Raw genomic sequence first — 17,922 nt, forward strand, 5'->3', positions numbered from 1 at the left:
TGTGCGCCACCGGAGTGGCTCCGGCAAGGCAACGCCGCCGCCGGGGCGTATCTCCGCGTTAGCGGGCCGTGAGGGCCGCTTACGGGCGTGTACCCCGGAACTCACCGCAGACCTCCCACAGCCACCCCAAAACCACTAGTTACAACATCCGTCATTGAAAGCGATGCTTTTCCCGGCCCAAAGGGCCGGGGGAGGCGGCGCTGTTCAGTGGCGGGGAGGGGCACCGGGGTGCCGGTCTGCGCCGGCTTTGTGCCTGTTTCATTTGAATGCTGTAACTAAGTTCGGTGGCGGTCAGGTGCCCGTCGCAGGGCGACGGGAGGAACTTCTGTATTTCTGACCGCGCGGACGGGAGTCCGCTGCACCGGTCAGGCCTTTCTGTCGTCTGTCCACCGGGCAGGCGATGAACAGGTTTTATTTTTATATGAAGTTATTAAAGGTTTTTTACAGGAGGTTCTGAGCAGGGGTTTAAAAGAAACCACGCACCTTAAAACCTGAACGGCCGGCGCTTAATCACCGGGTCGCGTTGAACCTTACGGAAAGTTCCCTTGCACTTATCCGTGGATAACCGTCCGCGACGGGAAAATGATGCCGGAAAGGGACCGTTCAGGGGTGATGGTGAGCGCGGAAAGGGGGAAAACAGGATGGTTTTGGCTGTGATACGGGTGAAAAATGCGCACCGGCAGGGTGCGGACGTGCGAACGCCTCCGGCGTCAGCCGGATGATGTCAGGGTTCGGGTTATATCGGGACGGTCGCCAGCCGGGTGTAATTGTTCCCGCGCGACAGCAGCATGCGCTCCTTCACCCGCCGCGCCTGCTCGCGCTTCACGGCGTCCAGCGTGCCGGTGAACCGCCCTTCGGCGATGTCCCGCGTCAGCTGGCGTTTCACGAGGGTGTCGATATCCCGGCGGCTGCGCTCTGCGTCCCGGCGGGCGGTGGCCCGCCGCTGGCCGTGGGCTTTGCGCTCCCGCTGGTAGGCCCGGAAACGCTCGCGCACAAAGCGCCACGCCTTCGCTATCAGCTCATCCGTTTCGAGCCGGGGCAGCTGCTGCTTCTCCCGCAGCCGGTTCTCCCACTCCACCCGGCTGCGTCTTGCCGCCGCCACCGCCACGTCAGACACGTCCAGCGCCGAAAACAGCGCCGGGTTGAAGGTGATGTCGGTCGGGATATTGCAGCCGGTCTGCGGATCATACTCGGTGTCATAGGTGATGAGCCCCAGCTCCGCCATAAACTTCAGCGCCCGGGTCGCCCGGGTCACCGACAGGTTGCCGCGCTGCGACTCCGTGGCCAGCCCGCACTCAATGGCGAGGTTGGTCACCGAACGCTGCACGCGGTTGGCCAGCGGATCGTAATGGAAGCACATCCCCTGCAGCAGCGCGTCAATCGCCCGGCGGCGCAGCACCGGCGGCAGCCGGTGGCGTTTACCCAGCGAGCGCATGAACGCCACGTGCATCGGGAACGCGAAACGGGAGGTGAAGCCGGCGGCTTTTTCCATCAGCTTGCGACAGAACGGCAGGGTCTTTTTGTCCTCGCCCGGCGCGAACGCCGGATGCGGGTTACGCACCTGCCGGTAGTGAGTGAACGGGGTCTGCGGGTCAGTCACACCATCCTGCGCTTATGTTGCGCAGAAGGAGCGAGCACAGAAGGTATTGCAGTTTTCTGGGCATGTCACTATACTCCCCGTACAGAGCAACAGCTTCTGTACAGTTTAAGTAGGCCCCGTTAATCTTCGTATCCGCCAAGAAATGAAAGATTATCGGGGTTTTTGCTTTTCTGAGTCCGGGTTATGCTCTCCGTCTCAGTTCCCTGCCACTTCTGGCGTGGCCAGCCTACATGTCTAGTTTTCCGTAATCTATCACTTGATATTGGAAAACCCAAGAAATTTGTTTTATATCTACTTTTTGTCAATCAAAGTTGCTCTATGAGCTCCTCAATCAACTCTCTTTGTGTCATCCCTTTCTCTTCACAGATCCGAAGCAATTTTTCTTTGAGATCTTTTCTTACACTGGCGCTCACCAGAGCATGAGTATCTCTCTTTCGCTCATTATAGGCCTGCTGGCGCTCAGCAAGACTTAAAGGATTACCTTTCCGATAAGGGCGCTTTGCTTTCGATGAGGAAGTTCCTGCATTTTGTGCCTGCGACATCTCTGCCTCCTCATGGTTCAGACAAGGATCGTTTCGCAGAGAATACTACAGATTCCGCAAATCAGCGACTTAACTTTAACCGGAAGTGTGAACCCTGTTGGCGCAGGGCTCATCCTGAAAAGGAAAGAGGGGATAACTGAACAGCGTCACCTCAGTACGCGGATGACCACGCGGTGCCGCTGTCCCACCGCGACTGCCAGTGCGCCAGATACTGCTGCGCCAGCGCCGGCATGTCGCGGATGACCAGCACGTTCTCTGAGTTGCGCGTCGCCCCGGAGCGGGTGAAATTCATGCTGCCGGTCTCCACCGTCCGACCGTCCACAATCATCACCTTGTCGTGCAGGATGGCGTAACGGCTGTTGGTTCTCACCGGGATACCGGCATTCACCAGCGTGTTCATCGCCGCCTGACCGCTTCTGTTGCGGTTGCCCTTGTCATCCAGCACCACTTTCACGTCGACGCCGCGCCGGTGCGCCTGTACCAGCGCCCGGACCACCTCCGGGGAGGTGAAGGAGTACCCCATCAGGCGGATACTGTGCTGCGCGCTGCCGACAGTGCCGAGGACCAGCGTCAGGCCGCTGCCCTCCGGTGAAAAACCGGCTTCAGCGGAAGGGGCCGCCACAGCCGGCGCAGGACCACACAGGGCCACGACCGTCAGGGCAGACAGCAGCAGCCTGCCGGCCGCCACCGGTTGATGCGGCGGTAACGCCCGCCGCAGAAAGGTATCAGGCATAATGAAATCCTTTTTTATACAAAACAGGAATGAAGCGGGCTGATGCGGGGGTTACGGCTGACGGGCCTTATCAATGGCCGCCTGCAGAGGCCCGGCCTCAGCCATGCCGGCAAACACCGTGGTGTTCTCTGTGCTGGCTCCTCTGACCGGCATAATGATGATGCCCGGGGTGCCGGTGAAGCCCGTTGCGGTGGCCATGTCGTTAATGTCCGTGAGCGTGGCGTTGATATCTCCGATGCCCGCTGGCGTGAACTGAAGTTTCCCGGAGGCTTTTTCCACCGCTGCGTCCGTCAGCCGGCCTTCCGTTAACCCGCCGGCAAACAGGGCATGATGATAGCGGAGGTACGCCTCCGCCCCCTGCGTTTTCCGGACCTGCTGCCCGGTTTTCGCCGCCAGCAGCGAGGCCGCCCAGCGGCTGCCGAAGACCGGCCGCTCCATAAAGGGGTTCTACGCCGGAACCCCAGATTTTTCCGTCACCTCAGTTTCAGCACGGCAACCAGCGCATCCAGGTCAATAATCTCATTTCTGCTCTGGAAGGTATAATTTTCATTCAGTACAATATGGAGATAAAATTAATACCATCAATCACTTGCAACATAACCTTGCCGAATATCTGTTTACATTCTCAGCAGTCAGCTCAAATAGATGCACTGGATCCTACGTCCTGAGGAAGACCTGAGCGAATCTTAAGTAAGCTGTCAAATAGCGGAACTGATATTTCAGACTGCTCCCTGAATGATTTAACGGCCGGGCTGAGCTGAATTGGCCTGACTCTGGGATCATCACTTAATCGCTCTGATACAGGTTGATGTACTTCCGCATATTTTTTCCCGTCTGGTTCGACGGCCACTTTGACTGGTTCATTGATAATGCGAACCCGGGTTCCTACCGGAACATCTTTGAATAATTCTTTTATATCCGGATTACGTAACCTGATGCACCCTGAACTGACTCGCATACCTATTCCAAAATCAGCATTAGTTCCATGAATGAGATAGACTCCACCGTGGGCCCCGAGACGCAGTGCGTGGTGCCCCATTGGATTATCATTGCCGGCAGGCATAACTGCCGGAAGTACTATCCCTTTTTCAAGATAACGTTTACGGATGGTAGTAGTTGGTGTCCATGTCGGGTTTTCACGCTTCTGCACGACAGAAGTGCTCATAAGTGGGGTAATTGTTTCATCGTCAATCTGACCGATGCCTACAGGATAGACTCTGACCTCCCGGCTGTTTTTGGGAAAGTAGTAAAGCCTCATCTCGGCCAGATTCACAGTAATCCCGTCTCGAGGGACATCAGGCAGCAGCATCCGGGAGGGAATCGTTAGTTTTGTGCCTGCCCGAGGCAAAAAAGGGTCAACATCCGGATTTGCCTGCATAACAGCCAACAGGCCAACATCGTAACGGGCCGCTATAGCTTCAAGAGAGCCTCCATCATTATCAACGATATGTTCAATATTTGTCCCAATCAAACGACTTCCAGGCTCAGGAAGTGGGTAGTTTGCGGCCAGTAATGTGGCTGGCATGACCCCCGCCAGACAAAATGCAACAGAAGTTAACCTCCGACCCCAGTCAGCAACCGGGGCTTTTACGGTTTTATCCATAGTGATGTCCTCCAGATCATGAGGTGATTTTAATTAAGATGAAAAGACTTGAACTATAAAAATCAATATTATTTGTAAATTCTCTTCAATGGGTTTATTTTCAGATCATTGAATTAAAACAGAATTTATATCATCTGTACCTGACACATCTGAAGCTGCAAGAGCGTTGACATCGTTCACTCCCCCGGTCACTTACCGGGGGAGCTCCAGGAAATTCACTCGTCTGTCGCCTTCGCACAATCTGATCTGTTAATGGTATGGAGGTCCGGTAACAAAAACTTCAGAGGAGTGGTGCGTCCTGTTTTTCCGGCTTCATAAGGGCCAGCCGAAGATGATGCTCAATAAAATCCTTCTTGAAGGCGCTGTAGCCACCGGTATCGCTTTCATTTACCAGCGCAGCAGCACGCTTTATCCGGGCATACAGTTCCGCTGCCTTTCCGTTGCGAATAAGGTAATCACGAAATGCCAGATGCTTTTCAATTTGCGGATCGCCCGCAGCAAAGGCGTGAACATGGTGGCTGCGCTGCTCTTCACCTTTGGTGAAGTATCTGCGGTCAGGAATACCATTTTCACCTCGTGCAGTATATCCGGCCCGCGCCATTGCAGCGTTTAAGCTGTCAAGCTCAACCAGCCCCGTCACTTCCAGCAGGATGTCTATCACCGGTTTGGCTGCCAGTCCCGGAACCGACGTGCTGCCAATGTGGTGAATACCCGAAACAACATGACCAAGCGAGGCCTGCAGCAGCACGCCCTCAGCCTCAAATGCCTCCGGCCAGTGCTCATCATACGTAACAACAGTGACCTTTCGCATAATCCCCATCCTCACAGACCTGATATGACAGCAACTCCAGCCCTCACCGGGCAGACTCAGGCTGGTATCCGTAAACCATCCACACTCAGCGCGGGCAGGTTCATCACTGTTTTAATGCTTGTTTCGATGCACTCAATGATGGACTCACGCGGGCCGCTGCGCCAGTCTTCACTGGCGTAGAAAGATTCAAGAGCCATTGTCATGTTTTGCTCACTGTCAAATGCCCGGATGAGGTAGTAGCAGTCCGGATCGTGCAGCGAATGACCGGATGACACAACATCAATTCCGTGGCGCTGATGCAGAGGAACGCTGATTTCCTGCATGACAGTGTGAAAAGCAGCCCCTGAGCCTTTACGCAGTGTGTACTGCAGTATTTCGACGGTTTTATTCATAAATACGCTTCCTGTACGGGCCTTCCCAGCCGTTGTGTCATTTATCTTGGTTCGCTGGTTCCTGCCCGGCGGGCCTGCTGCTGCGCCTGCTTCGCCATCCGCCCCCGGGCATAGGCTTCTTCCTCCGCCGTGACCGTGGCGACCACCTTGCCGTGGATATCCACCCGCACCGCCCCGGTCCGCATCCGCGACAGATACACATCCGCGCGGGTGAGACTCTTCAGGCAGATAAGGACCAGCTTGTGCGACAGCGGCAGAGCCTGATGTTCGATAGAGCCTATCCCAGTAGGCGTAGATTGATGCAGCCAGTTTGGCCACGGACAGTGCGGAAAAACCGGAGCGTACACGCAGTACATGAGGATTGTGAGCAACTGCCTGCGGCCAAAATGGCAAATATAATAGCCTACTGGGATAGATTCTTATTATCAGAATTCGCGTCTCACACCAACTATTGCACAGCCAGGTAATAATACATTACACTCATAACATCACTTAGTATAAACACCAAAAGCCAATTTGATAGAATCGGTTTGATAGAGTTCAGTGCGAGGCTATAGTATGAGTAATAATAAAACGCCGCCCAACATTAATTGGGATGAGAAAACACTTCAAGAATTGCTTGGTCTCATAAGTGATGGCGTCTGGGATTGGGATGCCAATACAGGTTATGTATACCGCAATCCAGGGTGGTATAGAATGCTGGGATATGAATGCAACTCACTTCCAAATACAGTAAAAACCTGGGAGGATATTATTCATCCTGAGGACTATCCAAATGTTATGAAGAGTTTTGAAAACAGCATATTCAAAAACATTCCATATCATGTTGAATATAGATGTCGATGTAATGATGGAGAATACATTTGGATTGAAGATTGTGCTGTTATCACCTTGCGAAACAATGATAATTCAGTGGCAAAAATGTTAGGGGCACACAGAAACATTAACTCATCAAAACGATTGATGATTGAGTTGCAGAAAAAGAACAAATCACTTGAAACACTTATTGCGGAGAGAACGAATGAATTATCTATAATTAATAAAAAGTTACAACATCAACTTGATTGTAATCGTGAGCTGGCAGAGTCTGATTATTTAACAAAATCCGCTAATAGATATCGTCTTGAAAGAGTACTGAAACAAGAATATGACAGATCAAAGCGCTTTAGTCACCCTCTCTCGATTATGGCTATCGATATTGATAATTTTAAATATATTAATGATAAGCATGGTCATTTTTTTGGTGACAGAACCCTTATTACTGTAGCTGACAAAATTCGAAACTCCCTTCGTAACCAGGATACTCTGGCAAGGTGGGGAGGTGATGAGTTCATTGTCATTATGCCTGTAACTAAATTAGAAGAAGCTTATTTAGTTGCCGATAAAATTATTCAGTCCATGGATAAAATTGTCATGATAGATAACTATAAAATCACTGTAAGTATTGGCGTTACTCAATTCAATGGAGATGAAAGTTTAAACGATTTTTTACACCGAGGAGACCGACTCTTATATGAGTCAAAAATTTCTGGTAAAAATAAAATGTCAAAAGAGTAATAGCCTAATTATCTTTAGGGATATGGGCTTTGTTGAATAAATGGAACTGTTGCTGAGTTGAAGGGGTAGAGTCTTGAGGCGTGGTGTGTAGTGATGTGATGAACGCCATCTCCTAAAGCAGCCAATGCCGTACTTTTACTGTCTGCGCAAATCTTTTCAGCGACTTCATCACTGACACATGCCTGAACCTTTGCCATTTCGCATCCTTATTTAAAACGAAATTTCACTCTATTACTAACCGAGAAGAATACACGATTCACCGGCGATTCAATTCGCGATTCGAATCTAGATTCACATCCACAAAAATACGATTCATCATGCGAATCACACCACGAATCGAATCTAGAGTCAATTCGCCTTCCAGACCGCATTACGCCTGATTTGATTCATTACCGATTCGTCAACGATTCATTAATGAATCGCTGGCGAATCGCATATATATTTCATAATGATAGATAGTGCAATTTCAGGTTAGCTAACCTCATGAATTACACGAACAATCTGCAAAATTTTAATTTTGCGTGGGGTGTGGTGATTTTCGATGTGAGGAGTGCATATTTGTTGAGTTCTCATTCTTGACGGGTTAAAATATTCTGGGCAAAGAACCCTGAAGGGTGGTATATGAATAAAATTGTGTTAGTGTTCACACTTTTTATATTTCCCGTTATTTCATACGCTGAAGACTGCTTTGATATGGCAGGACGGGATTATAAAATCGACCCGGATTTACTTCGGGCTATTTCGTGGCAGGAGTCAAAGTTTGTGGTGAATGCCATTGGTCGCAATCCGGTATCGGGATATGGTTCCGGCCTGATGCAGATCGACTCGCAACATTTTGGCGAATTATCACGCTACGGAATTAAATCACAGCATATTTTGACCGATGCCTGCCTGAATATTTACACCGGGGCTTATTTTCTCGCTCGCGCGTTTAATAAATGGGGGGTGTCATGGGATGCGGTAGGTGCCTACAATGCCGGTTTCAAAAAAACACCGCGACAGGCAGCCCGCCGTTACAGCTATGCCAGTAAAATTCATCGCTACTATACCGCCATCAAGGCCAGTAAAAATCAGGTCGCAGGAGAGCCACAGACTGCAATGAGAAAATAAGCGAGTTTCTGCCAGGCGAATAATTTATCAGGCTACTGAATACAGCGCCTTTACCAGATATCAGTCTGAACCTTTTTTAACTGGTACTTTCCTTCTTCTGCGTGGGGATACTTTCAGACCTGAATTTACAGACCGCTCATTCTCAAACGGTATTAAAAAACACAGTCAACAGACACGGCTTTCAGGTTTTATTTGTGATGGTTATATGGCTCAACGTTGCACTGTTGGGAAATTCGTTTAACTGATATGCAGGGAGTTGTGAATGTCCGGACTGGTTTATTATGTTGCTGCGTCGCTGGATGGTTTTATCGCCACTCACCAGCACGCACTTGACTGGCTGAATAATTTTACTCTGGGTGATGACGCCACACCTTATGACGATTTTTATCAGACGGTCGGCGCGGTCATTATGGGCGGCACGACTTATTGCTGGATTATTGAAAACTTTCAGGGAGAGTGGCCCTATAAAAACGTACCCGTTTTTGTTCTGACACGTCAGTTTTTACCCACACCGCAGGAACTGAATATTGCAACGGTCAGCGGCAGTGCCACAGACATTGCCACACTGGCGAAATCCGTCGCCGCTGATAAAAAAGTCTGGGTAGTCGGCGGAGGGAAAACAGCGGCGTTTTTCGCTGACGCCGGCGAATTAAGTCAGTTACAGATAACCACCATTCCTGTGTTTCTCGGCTCGGGCATTCCTGTTTTGCCGGCAGACCGCCTGATTTATGTGAAACCCGTCAGTCACAGAATATTAAAAAGCGGTGCAACAGAAATCGTACTGCAAATAACCGGGGAGTGATATTTCTCTTTCTCCATTGCAGCAGCCGATTCAGGCTGGACTGCTGGCATAAGACCGGTAAATTTCTGCGCCTGTCTTATGCCTTACCCTGTGATATTCAGCACATGGATTTATCCACTTCAACGGGGCAGTTTCGTTTCCCGATATCCACCACTCAGAAATAATACCCACGAAATTAATAGTGATTAACTGAGCGGTGTTCTGCATTTTATCCGGAAATATTCGCTCTCAGCCTTTCATATACTCATGACGTGCTATATTTACTCATGAAGTGTTCCGCGAATTCAGATAATAAGTGCAACGCTCGGTCATGTGGATGGAGGGACGGTTAGCTGCCGATAAGCTATCCTGCTCTTCCGACCAAAGATGAGCGAGTCACTATGAAATATCAGCAGCTAACCGAAGGGTTACGATACCAGATAGCCCTGTTGTGTGAAGATAAAGTGAGTCAGGCAGAGATTGCCCGCCGCTCAGGCGTCAGCAAATCAACGGTCTCGCGGGAACTGCTTCGCAATCGTTCTGTAGATGGCTACCAGCCAGCGGCAGCACAGAAGCTCAGTACCAGCCGCCGTAAAGGGGCCGGCAAACGCAGGATGCACGAGGATACGGTCTTCTTTGTTGAGGCTGCGCTAAACTGGCTGTGGAGTCCGGAACAGATCAGCGCCGTTGGCCGTATCATCGGCAGACCGGTTAGTCACGAGTGGATTTACCAGCATGTTCAGGCTGATAAAGCCATTGGCGGCGAACTATACAAGCTCCTCCGGCAGGGTAAACGCCGCTATCGCAAAGGCTATGGTAAAAAGCGAAGTCCGATACCTGACGCCGTATCCATCGAGCATAGACCGGCCGTTGTTGATGCTCGTACCCGACTGGGTGACTGGGAAGCGGATCTGGTTCCGGGTAAACAAGGCACCGGAGCCATCGTGACGCTGGTCGAGCGTAAAAGCCGTATTTATCTGACGAAAAAGGTGTTTTCGAAAGATTCAGCCGAAGTGGCCACAGCCATTATCTCGATGCTGAGCGGCTACAAAGATGTCTGCCATACCATCACGTTCGACAATGGCGGGGAGTTTACTCAGCACAAAGAGATCGCAGCGGCCCTGGAAACGGAAACCTGCTTCGCTCACCCCTATGCTTCGTGGGAACGTGGGCTAAATGAGAATACCAATGGGCTGTTGAGGCAGTTTATCCCCAAAGGAACTGACCTGACAGCAGTGACGGATGATGAGCTCCGCAAGTACCAGGGAGCACTGAACAGCAGGCCACGAAAATGCCTCAAATTCCGGCAGCCTTCAGTGGTCTTTGCAGAGTTAAGAAAGGCGGCTTAGCGTTGCACTTCGAACTTGAATCCGCCTGTTTATATTCAGGTTTAATGGGCGAAGATCCCCTTTTAAAATGTCATCCGGTAGCGTGAATGTGTAATGCCCCAGCATATTGATATGCCCGTGCATCAGTGGCGACAGCCGGGCAATATGCTCATCATCAGGCGTCACTCCCGTGGCTGTCCTGAGATGTGTAAGCGCCTCCTGCATATAGAGTGAGTTCCACAGCACTACAGCGTTAGTGACCAGACCCAGCGCACCCAGTTGATCTTCCTGACCTTCACGATAGCGTTTTCTGATCTCTCCGCGTTGACCATAACAGATGGCTCTGGCAACAGCATGACGCCCCTCTCCCCGGTTCAGTTGCGTCAGTATACGGCGACGGTAATCCTCATCATCGATATAATTAAGCAGATACAGCGTCTTATTAACCCGTCCCACCTCCATGATCGCCTGTGCCAGCCCTGACGGGCGGGTACTCCGGAGAAGAGAGCGGACAAGCTCCGATGCGTGGATTGTGCCCAGTTTCAGGGACCCGGAAGCCCGCATCATTTCATCCCAGTGGCTTTCAATCCTGGGTAGCTCCACACATCCTCTCGCCAGCTCATCCAGTGCGCCATAATGGGCGTTTTTATCTATGCGCCAGAATACGGCCTCACCAGCATCTGCCAGCCGGGGCGAAAACTGATATCCCAGCAGCCAGAACAGGCCAAATATAATGTCGCTGGCACCGGCAGTATCCGTCATGATCTCTACCGGATTCAGGCCGGTCTGTTGCTCCAGAAGCCCCTCCAGTACGAAAATGGAGTCACGTAGCGTGCCTGGAATGACAATACCGTGGAATCCGGAATACTGATCGGAAATAAAGTTGTACCAGGTGATGCCCCGTCCTGACCCAAAATATTTTCTGTTAGGCCCGGCGTTGAGCGTTTTCACCGGCGTGACAAACCGCATGCCATCGGCAGAGGCCACTTCGCCGCCGCCCCACCGACCGGCAAGCTCCAGTGTTGACTGAAAATCAACCAGCCTGGCATTGGCACTGATCAGCGTTTCGGCCCTCAGGTAATTCTGTTTCACCCAACTGAGCCGGTGGCGGGTCAGCGCCGGTATATTGTGTTTTATCAGGGGTTCATGCCCGATATTACAGGCCTCTGCAAGCAGAACGGCGCACAGACTGACGTGGAGATCTTTTGCTCTGGCCTCTGATTCACTGACGTGTATAAACTCACGGGTGAAGCCGGTTCTGGCGTCAATTTCGAGCAACAGTTCTGTTAAATCCACGGGGGGGAGAAGCTGCCTGACCTGACTGCTCAGTTGGGTCAGAGATGGCGGTTCATCGAGTTTTTCCAGGCTGCTGATGGTCAGGGAAGGGTATTTGCCTTCATGGCAAATACTCACGGCATCGTTGCTGTGAAAGCGCCCGGACACGGCTTTCCAGGTTTCATCCAACTGATTTGCCAGCTGCTCCACGGCTTTTTTGCCGTCGGTGGGGTGACCCAGCGCCCGACAGACTGCGACACGCTGAGCCATCCATTCTTTACCCTGAAGCAGCTTTTGACGCGGATCGCCCCAGCGATCGCTGTTTTCCAGCCAGATATCACGACGCCGCAGTGCATCCTGAAGACGCTCCAGCAGGCACAGCGAGTAACCGGCGCGTTGAATCCGGCCCTCCGCATCGTACACCAGACGTTTCCAGGGGCCGGTGATAATGTGCCCGGGGGCATCGTCCAGTATGCGTTTTTTCGAACCGTTCAGTTCTGCCAGGTAATGAATTGCGGCCAGAGTATGCTCACCGTCTGGCGCTGCATGAAAATGCAGGTCCTGCAGAAGGGTCGGAAGGAAACGTTTTACGCGTCCATACTGCTCCACCATTTCATCCTGAAAATTAGTATTATACGGGCGGGCCAGCTCATTAACTTTATCAACAGACTCCGTCATCTTTGCCGGCGGCACGATTTTGAATATGGTCTTGCGCAACACCGCTTCATCCGTATTTTCGTCAAGCAAAAGTGCACAGGCCCGCGCCAGCAGCAGCGCTGCCCGGTCAAGGTCCTTCAGTGTTCTGAGGCGCTTTTTCTGCCCCGTTTTCTTTGCCTCACGGGTAATGTCCAGAATCAGCATATCAAGTACATCGACGGCTTCGTCCAGCGCAGAGATTTCCTGCGCTTTAACAAACGCGGTCAGAACCGCCAGCCGTCGAACCTCAGGCATTCTGGCGATATACCGGGTTGATGTCATTCCCGCTTAGCGGGCCAGATTACGCAGTTGTGCAGCGGGCAGCCCGCTAAAATTCAGTCGGGAAAATTCCAGATTTCTCAGTCGGGTATAACGCTCCAGCGCTTCCGTAAAAGACGGACCACTGACCGTGACCGGGCCTTTGCGCAGTTGCTCCATAACCGACACCCGCAGCCCTTCAGGGATCTCAAGTAAGCCCGCCAGTTGTGCGATCTGCCAGTCGTCAGGCAGCGATGCCAGTTTTCGCCAGAGGCGACGATTTGCCCGTTCGCGGATCTCGCCAATGAGCCTGGTCAGCGTGGACGCGGCGGGCAGCAGCACTTTATGCTGAAGCAACCATGCCGTGGCAAAATCAAACATCAGACCGGGCCGCTCATTGCTGAGCCAGGCGCGAACATACAGAAGACGCTTCAGCCTGAATGACCAGGGGAAATCGCCAAAATCATGATATCCGGAGTACTGCCTGATCAATGCATGATGTTCCCAGAGCGTGTTCTCTCTTTGTGCGTAACGGGAGAGGATTTCCGGGCGGGAAATGCCTAATTGTGCTGCCACATAGAACCGTACCCCGGCAGGGATCTGCATGAGATCGCTGAGGAACGTCCCCAGAAAACGGGCTGTGGTAAGCTGAACGGCAATTCCAAGCCGGTTATGTCTGCCCCGGCGTTGATTAACAAAATCCAGATCGCGCTCATCAAGATGAAAGTACCTCGCCAGCTGGACTTCATTTGGCTCGGCGGCATAACGGCCATAATTCTGAACCTGGTTGTCGGTCAGAAAATCAGCGCTCATAAGTGCATCCCTTCACAATCGATTGTTCCTCAGAATTCTGTCGGTATCAGATATTATGATATTTGATACCCGTCAAAACTACAGAGGAAACAGGTATCATAAATCGCTATTTATATATTATGATACCCTCGCGTATCAAAAACGATTTGTGAGACTGAAATGGCGTTACTGGGCTATGCCAGGGTATCAACCAGTCACCAGAAGCTGACGCTTCAGGTGACTGAGCTGAAAAATTCCGGTGTGAGGGAGGATCGAATTTTTTCCGACATGATGACCGGGGCTACAGACAAACGGGAAGGGTTACAGCGACTGCTTGGCCGGGCTGAAAAAGATGACATAATTATCTGTACCAAAATGGACCGCCTCGGGCGCAATACAGCCGATATGATCCATATTGTTGACGCCTGCTTTAAGAAGGGAATCGCTATTCGTTTTCTGGAGAATGGTCTGAGCACGGAAGGCTCTATGGGAAAAATGGTGATCCAGATCCTGGCCGCAGTCGCGGAAGCAGAGAGGGAACGTATCCTTGAACGAACGAATGACGGGCGGGTAGCTGCTATGGCCTCTGGCGTGCGGTTCGGTAGGAAGCCTCATCCGGCAACAGCTTTGGCTCTGACTCTGATTCGGCAGGGACTTCCATTTAAGACCGTATCGGAGAAGACAGGTATATCGAGACCGACATATTTCAGGCTCAAAAAGAGCGTCAGAGACTCAGAACTACAGACTGGATAAAATAAATTCTGCGCGTTCTTCTACCCCGCAGAATGGTAATCTGATGAGTTTGTACCCGTGCCTGCTGTAGGACTCAACCATTGCATTAAACGTCTGAACCGCTTCCGGATATGACTGCTTACGTTCCGTATCCTGTACAAAAATTTCTTCCCAGGGCGGAGCGATAAATACTGTTCGTGCATAACGAAACAATTCAATCGCTCTTTCCATGTGTACTGGCACAGGTAAATTGCATAGAGCCAGATAACCGGCAACGTCAGGAAGCCCTCTGTCAAAGAAAAATGGAACTTTGCTTTCTTCTGCCGCATGCCAGGAACGTAGCTCCCAGTTCAGCATCAACTCTGCAAAAGCTTCCCGGTCTTCCCATGGCAGAGAATTTCCGCCAATTACTACCTGATCCCGGATTATTGCGCGACCGGCTTCAGTTGCAGTCGGGAAACCTTTTGCGCGCAGAGAGTCCAGCAACTTACTCTTCCCTGAACCCGGACCGCCAGTAATAACAATTCTTTTGTTTTCAGAAGACATAAAGATGATCCTGTTTACCGTCGATATATCATGTAGAGAGCAGATGATTTTATCATAGGCTGATAAAGATATTGATAATTTTAATTATTAATATCAGAAAGTTATTCTCTTAACGTGGTTTTTTACACGATTGACCTTCAAACCCCGCACCCTTGCCTGTAGCGATGCGCTCTTCTGCTCTTACGGCGGGCCGGTCATGGCACTGCTGACCGGCATTCTGGCTGCCATTATTTGTGCCGCCGCACTACTGAAAATTACGGGTAAAAATCACTGACACCTTTGTGCCATCCCCGGTCAGAGTTCTGCTGGCCTGTCGCCTGCCCGGCGGGCCTGCTGCTGCGCCTGCTTCGCCATCCGCCCCCGTGCATAGGCTTCTTCCTCCGCCGTGACCGTGGCGACCACCTTGCCGTGGATATCCACCCGCACCGCCCCGGTCCGCATCCGCGACAGATACACATCCGCGCGGGTGAGACTCTTCAGGCAGATAAGGACCAGCTTGTGCGACAGCGGCAGAGCCTGATGTTCGATATCCGCAAACAGCGCCTCCCGCGTTCCCGTCGCCAGCAGATGCGGCCTGTCGCCCTCAAACAGACTGCGGCCAGAACGCTTTCAGGGTGGTGATGGCCTGCTCTGCGGGTAACAGTGTCAGGTAGCGCACCGGGGGCGGCGCTTTCACCGTCTCTGCGGCGACCGGTGCCGGTGTGACCGGCAGGGCAGCGGCCTTAGCCTTCGCCAGCTGCGCTTTTTTCACCTTCCATGCCGGCGGCGTGGTCACCGTGATGACCTTTTTGCGGTGCACCACGCGCGCGACGTCAGACTCCGGCGATACTGCGGGGGTCTCCGCTGCCGGTTTGCGTTTCAGGCTCAGAACAGGGCGTTTTTCTTCACTCATATAGATTCAGGTCATTTTTTGTTCAGTTCCGGTGAGCATATAATACGCGAGCGGCTTCATTATTTCATTTTTCTGACCTCCCCGATGATGATGGAGCCGCACTCCACAACAATTTTAAAAGTCACTGCTTCCAGACGGTTTGTTGTCGCCCCGGTCTCTGACCGGGCTTTTTTTATCCCAGCGTCGCCAGCCCCCCCCCCAGCAGCACCAGATGTACGGCATAGAACGCCGCAAAGAAGTGACGCGGCCAGAAACGCTTGAGCGTCTTTCCGGTGTCCGTACACACCGCCAGCGCCAGCACCGCGATGGCCAGTCCGCCCACGGACTGCAGCGCATCCCCGGGATTCATCAGCAGCACCATCACCGCCCACAGAACGGCGTAGCCCACCCGCTCCGTGATGTTCTCCGCCCGGCACACCCGCCAGCTGTTTATCAGCATAAACACCCCGGCAATGCCGTAGCTGGCTGCTGACAGGGGCAGCCATGCCACCACCAGTGCCACCGCCAGCAGCATGTCGTTGCGCGTGCGCAGGCTGAACCAGCGTATCGCGGGTCCTGCGCATCACCGGCCTCACCGTGGGCGTCGGCATGGGACCGACCAAAACGCTCGCCAAATCCGCGCAGTGGGCATCAAAGGAATGGCCGCAGTTCCGGGGCGTGCTGGCGCTGACACCGGGCAACCCGACACGCACGGAAGCCCTGCTCGCCCGGCAGCCGGTGGAGGAAATCTGGGGTGTGGGCCGGAAAATCGGCAAAAAGCTGAACATGATGGGGATTGAGACCGCCCTGCAGCTGGCGCGCACCCATCCGGCGTTTATCCGCAAAAACTTCACCGTGGTGCTGGAGCGGACCGTGCGGGAACTCAACGGCGAGTCCTGTATTCCGCTGGAAGCGCTGCCGCCGTCAAAACAGCAGATAGTCTGCTCCCGCAGCTTTGGCGAACGCATCACCACGAAGAGCCTCCATGCAGCAGGCCATGTGCCAGTATGCCGCCCGGGCAGCGGAGAAACTTCGGGGCGAACGGCAGTTCTGCCGCCATGTAAGCGTGTTCATCCGCACCTCCCCTCACGCGGTGAATGAGACTTTCTACGGTAACAGCACCGGCGAAAAGCTGACGCTGCCCACGCAGGACACCCGGGACATCATCCCCCCATGTCAGGGTAGTTGTCGCCTCTGACAGAAAAATTTCCGGGGGCCGGAGAGGACAATAATGAACACTTATTCACCTGAGCGTAAAGCCGCTCTGATCGCCAGAATGATGCCGCCACATAATCAACCGGTCGTTCAGTTAGCCCGTTCTGAGGGGATCCCGGCCAATACGCTTTATGCCTGGCGTACTACCTGTATCTGACAGAAGACGTGTTCAGCCGCAAAATCGTGGGCTATGAAGTGCATCCGGTAGAAAGCGGGGAATATGCGGCAGAGCTGGTAAAGCGGACAGTGCTGAGCGAGCGTTGCTGGCAGGAGCCACTGGTGCTGCATGCGGATAACGGGGCCCCCATGAAGTCACAGGTGCTGCAGGTGAAGCTTGCGGAACTGAAGATAACCGCGTCGCACAGCCGGCCACGGGTAAGCAACGACAACGCCCACGTGGAGTCGCTGTTCAGGACGCTGAAATACGTCCCGGCGTGGCCTGAGAAGGGCTTCGCGTCGCTGGAAGAGGCCCGTGCCTGGGTGGAAGGCTTCGTCGGCTGGTACAACGAAGAGCACCGGCACAGCGGTATCCGCTATGTGACGCCGGGTCAGCGGCACAGAGGCGAAGACCGTCAACTTCTGTCACAGCGAAAATCGGTGTACGAGGCCGCGAAAAAGCAGCATCCGCACCGCTGGTCAGGGGCAACGCGAAACTGGAGCCGGCAGGAAGAAGTGTGGCTAAATCCGGAGCGGGAAACGCGGGCCGCATGAATCAACTGAGGCGACAACTACCTTGACACGCACCGTCATTGCCGTGGCCATGCGTTCACTGGACCGTATCTGGCAGGAGGGACACCGCTACATGAAGGCCGGCATCATGCTGGGTGACTTCACCCCGGACGGCGTCAGCCAGCTGAACCTGTTCAGTGAGGACCGCCCGCGACCGGACAGCGCCCGGCTGATGAAGGTGCTGGACGGCATCAACCAGTCCGGGCTGGGGAAAGTGTGGTTTGCGGGGCAGGGTATGAACACGGGGTGGCAGATGAAGCGGGAAATGCTTTCCCCTGCGTACACCACCAGATGGACAGATTTGCCAGTAGCTCGGTTATGAATCTCTAACTCACCTGACACTCTTGTTAT

General features: G+C 52.8%; 18 protein-coding genes and 5 pseudogenes. 9 read left to right on the forward strand and 14 right to left on the reverse strand.

Annotation, left to right across the window (positions count from 1 at the left end; all coding sequences use genetic code 11):
- Positions 1–736 precede the first annotated feature (736 nt).
- The 9 genes from repA (ABOC21_RS29560) to ABOC21_RS29600 form a co-directional block, all read right to left on the reverse strand.
- Positions 737–1,600 (reverse strand): incFII family plasmid replication initiator RepA, encoded by an 864-nt coding sequence (gene repA, locus ABOC21_RS29560; protein WP_426815652.1) that lies wholly within the window; start codon positions 1,598–1,600, stop codon positions 737–739.
- On the reverse strand, positions 1,593–1,664 hold the full coding sequence (gene tap / locus ABOC21_RS29565; protein ID WP_426815866.1) for a RepA leader peptide Tap: 72 nt from the start codon (positions 1,662–1,664) through the stop codon (positions 1,593–1,595). The genes repA (ABOC21_RS29560) and tap overlap by 8 nt, the downstream gene beginning before the upstream one ends.
- Before the next feature lie 241 nt (positions 1,665–1,905).
- Positions 1,906–2,142 carry a replication regulatory protein RepA gene (repA, locus tag ABOC21_RS29570; protein WP_426815653.1) on the reverse strand — a complete coding sequence of 79 codons (237 nt, stop codon included), beginning with the start codon at positions 2,140–2,142 and terminating at the stop codon, positions 1,906–1,908.
- 151 nt (positions 2,143–2,293) lie between these two features.
- Positions 2,294–2,875: a phospholipase D family protein gene (locus tag ABOC21_RS29575; RefSeq protein WP_426815654.1), complete on the reverse strand. Its 582-nt coding sequence runs from the start codon at positions 2,873–2,875 to the stop codon at positions 2,294–2,296.
- Positions 2,876–2,926: 51 nt separating this feature from the next.
- Positions 2,927–3,313 (reverse strand): hypothetical protein, encoded by a 387-nt coding sequence (locus tag ABOC21_RS29580; RefSeq protein WP_426815655.1) that lies wholly within the window; start codon positions 3,311–3,313, stop codon positions 2,927–2,929.
- A gap of 199 nt (positions 3,314–3,512) precedes the next feature.
- Positions 3,513–4,478 carry a L,D-transpeptidase family protein gene (locus tag ABOC21_RS29585; protein WP_426815656.1) on the reverse strand — a complete coding sequence of 322 codons (966 nt, stop codon included), beginning with the start codon at positions 4,476–4,478 and terminating at the stop codon, positions 3,513–3,515.
- 280 nt (positions 4,479–4,758) lie between these two features.
- Complete coding sequence (locus tag ABOC21_RS29590) at positions 4,759–5,289, reverse strand: GrpB family protein (protein ID WP_426815657.1); 531 nt, start codon at positions 5,287–5,289, stop codon at positions 4,759–4,761.
- Positions 5,290–5,345: 56 nt separating this feature from the next.
- Positions 5,346–5,681, reverse strand: coding sequence for an NIPSNAP family protein (locus ABOC21_RS29595; RefSeq protein ID WP_426815658.1), 336 nt, complete (start codon positions 5,679–5,681; stop codon positions 5,346–5,348).
- Positions 5,682–5,722: 41 nt separating this feature from the next.
- Complete coding sequence (locus tag ABOC21_RS29600) at positions 5,723–6,052, reverse strand: ProQ/FINO family protein (RefSeq protein WP_426815659.1); 330 nt, start codon at positions 6,050–6,052, stop codon at positions 5,723–5,725.
- Between the two features lie 187 nt (positions 6,053–6,239).
- Between ABOC21_RS29600 and ABOC21_RS29605 the strand changes: the two genes are divergently transcribed.
- Positions 6,240–7,238 carry a sensor domain-containing diguanylate cyclase gene (locus tag ABOC21_RS29605; RefSeq protein WP_426815660.1) on the forward strand — a complete coding sequence of 333 codons (999 nt, stop codon included), beginning with the start codon at positions 6,240–6,242 and terminating at the stop codon, positions 7,236–7,238.
- Positions 7,239–7,252: 14 nt separating this feature from the next.
- Here ABOC21_RS29605 and ABOC21_RS29610 read toward each other — a convergent pair whose 3' ends face one another.
- Positions 7,253–7,435 carry a hypothetical protein gene (locus ABOC21_RS29610; protein WP_426815661.1) on the reverse strand — a complete coding sequence of 61 codons (183 nt, stop codon included), beginning with the start codon at positions 7,433–7,435 and terminating at the stop codon, positions 7,253–7,255.
- 424 nt (positions 7,436–7,859) lie between these two features.
- Here ABOC21_RS29610 and ABOC21_RS29615 point away from each other — a divergent pair, with 424 nt between their 5' ends.
- The 3 genes from ABOC21_RS29615 to ABOC21_RS29625 all read left to right on the forward strand — a co-directional run bounded on the left by ABOC21_RS29615 (position 7,860) and on the right by ABOC21_RS29625 (position 10,478).
- On the forward strand, positions 7,860–8,348 hold the full coding sequence (locus ABOC21_RS29615; protein ID WP_426815662.1) for a transglycosylase SLT domain-containing protein: 489 nt from the start codon (positions 7,860–7,862) through the stop codon (positions 8,346–8,348).
- A gap of 262 nt (positions 8,349–8,610) precedes the next feature.
- Complete coding sequence (locus ABOC21_RS29620) at positions 8,611–9,150, forward strand: dihydrofolate reductase family protein (RefSeq protein WP_426815663.1); 540 nt, start codon at positions 8,611–8,613, stop codon at positions 9,148–9,150.
- A gap of 380 nt (positions 9,151–9,530) precedes the next feature.
- Positions 9,531–10,478 (forward strand): IS30 family transposase, encoded by a 948-nt coding sequence (locus ABOC21_RS29625; RefSeq protein WP_426815664.1) that lies wholly within the window; start codon positions 9,531–9,533, stop codon positions 10,476–10,478.
- Here the strand turns inward: ABOC21_RS29625 and ABOC21_RS29630 are convergent.
- A pseudogene (locus tag ABOC21_RS29630) lies at positions 10,461–13,499 on the reverse strand (Tn3 family transposase). The gene ABOC21_RS29625 and the pseudogene ABOC21_RS29630 sit on opposite strands and share 18 nt — an antisense overlap.
- Positions 13,500–13,658: 159 nt before the next feature.
- Between ABOC21_RS29630 and ABOC21_RS29635 the strand changes: the two are divergent.
- Positions 13,659–14,231 carry a recombinase family protein gene (locus ABOC21_RS29635; RefSeq protein ID WP_426815665.1) on the forward strand — a complete coding sequence of 191 codons (573 nt, stop codon included), beginning with the start codon at positions 13,659–13,661 and terminating at the stop codon, positions 14,229–14,231.
- Here ABOC21_RS29635 and ABOC21_RS29640 read toward each other — a convergent pair.
- From ABOC21_RS29640 to ABOC21_RS29650, 3 genes and pseudogenes are all read right to left on the reverse strand, one after another.
- The gene (locus ABOC21_RS29640; protein WP_426815666.1) at positions 14,217–14,756 is read right to left on the reverse strand and encodes an AAA family ATPase; all 540 of its coding nucleotides are present in this window, start codon (positions 14,754–14,756) and stop codon (positions 14,217–14,219) included. The two genes, ABOC21_RS29635 and ABOC21_RS29640, sit on opposite strands and share 15 nt — an antisense overlap.
- Positions 14,757–15,050: 294 nt before the next feature.
- Positions 15,051–15,648 (reverse strand): annotated as a pseudogene (locus ABOC21_RS29645) (fertility inhibition protein FinO).
- A gap of 172 nt (positions 15,649–15,820) precedes the next feature.
- Complete coding sequence (locus tag ABOC21_RS29650; RefSeq protein WP_426815867.1) at positions 15,821–16,195, reverse strand: TraX family protein; 375 nt, start codon at positions 16,193–16,195, stop codon at positions 15,821–15,823.
- Between the two features lie 17 nt (positions 16,196–16,212).
- On the opposite strand from ABOC21_RS29650, the pseudogene ABOC21_RS29655 reads away from it, so the two are divergent.
- The 4 genes and pseudogenes from ABOC21_RS29655 to ABOC21_RS29670 form a co-directional block, all read left to right on the forward strand.
- Positions 16,213–16,795 (forward strand): annotated as a pseudogene (locus ABOC21_RS29655) (DNA polymerase V subunit UmuC); the annotation flags it as partial.
- A 111-nt stretch (positions 16,796–16,906) separates the two neighbouring features.
- On the forward strand, positions 16,907–16,999 hold the full coding sequence (locus ABOC21_RS29660; protein WP_426815868.1) for a hypothetical protein: 93 nt from the start codon (positions 16,907–16,909) through the stop codon (positions 16,997–16,999).
- Positions 16,984–17,553 (forward strand): annotated as a pseudogene (locus tag ABOC21_RS29665) (transposase); the annotation flags it as partial. The gene ABOC21_RS29660 and the pseudogene ABOC21_RS29665, both read left to right, overlap by 16 nt.
- A 16-nt stretch (positions 17,554–17,569) precedes the next feature.
- A pseudogene (locus ABOC21_RS29670) lies at positions 17,570–17,893 on the forward strand (DUF4113 domain-containing protein); the annotation flags it as partial.
- Between the last annotated feature and the right edge of the window lie 29 nt (positions 17,894–17,922).

Origin of the sequence: Klebsiella sp. WOUb02 (assembly GCF_050058015.1) — a bacterium.
Classification (GTDB): Bacteria; Pseudomonadota; Gammaproteobacteria; order Enterobacterales; family Enterobacteriaceae; genus Klebsiella.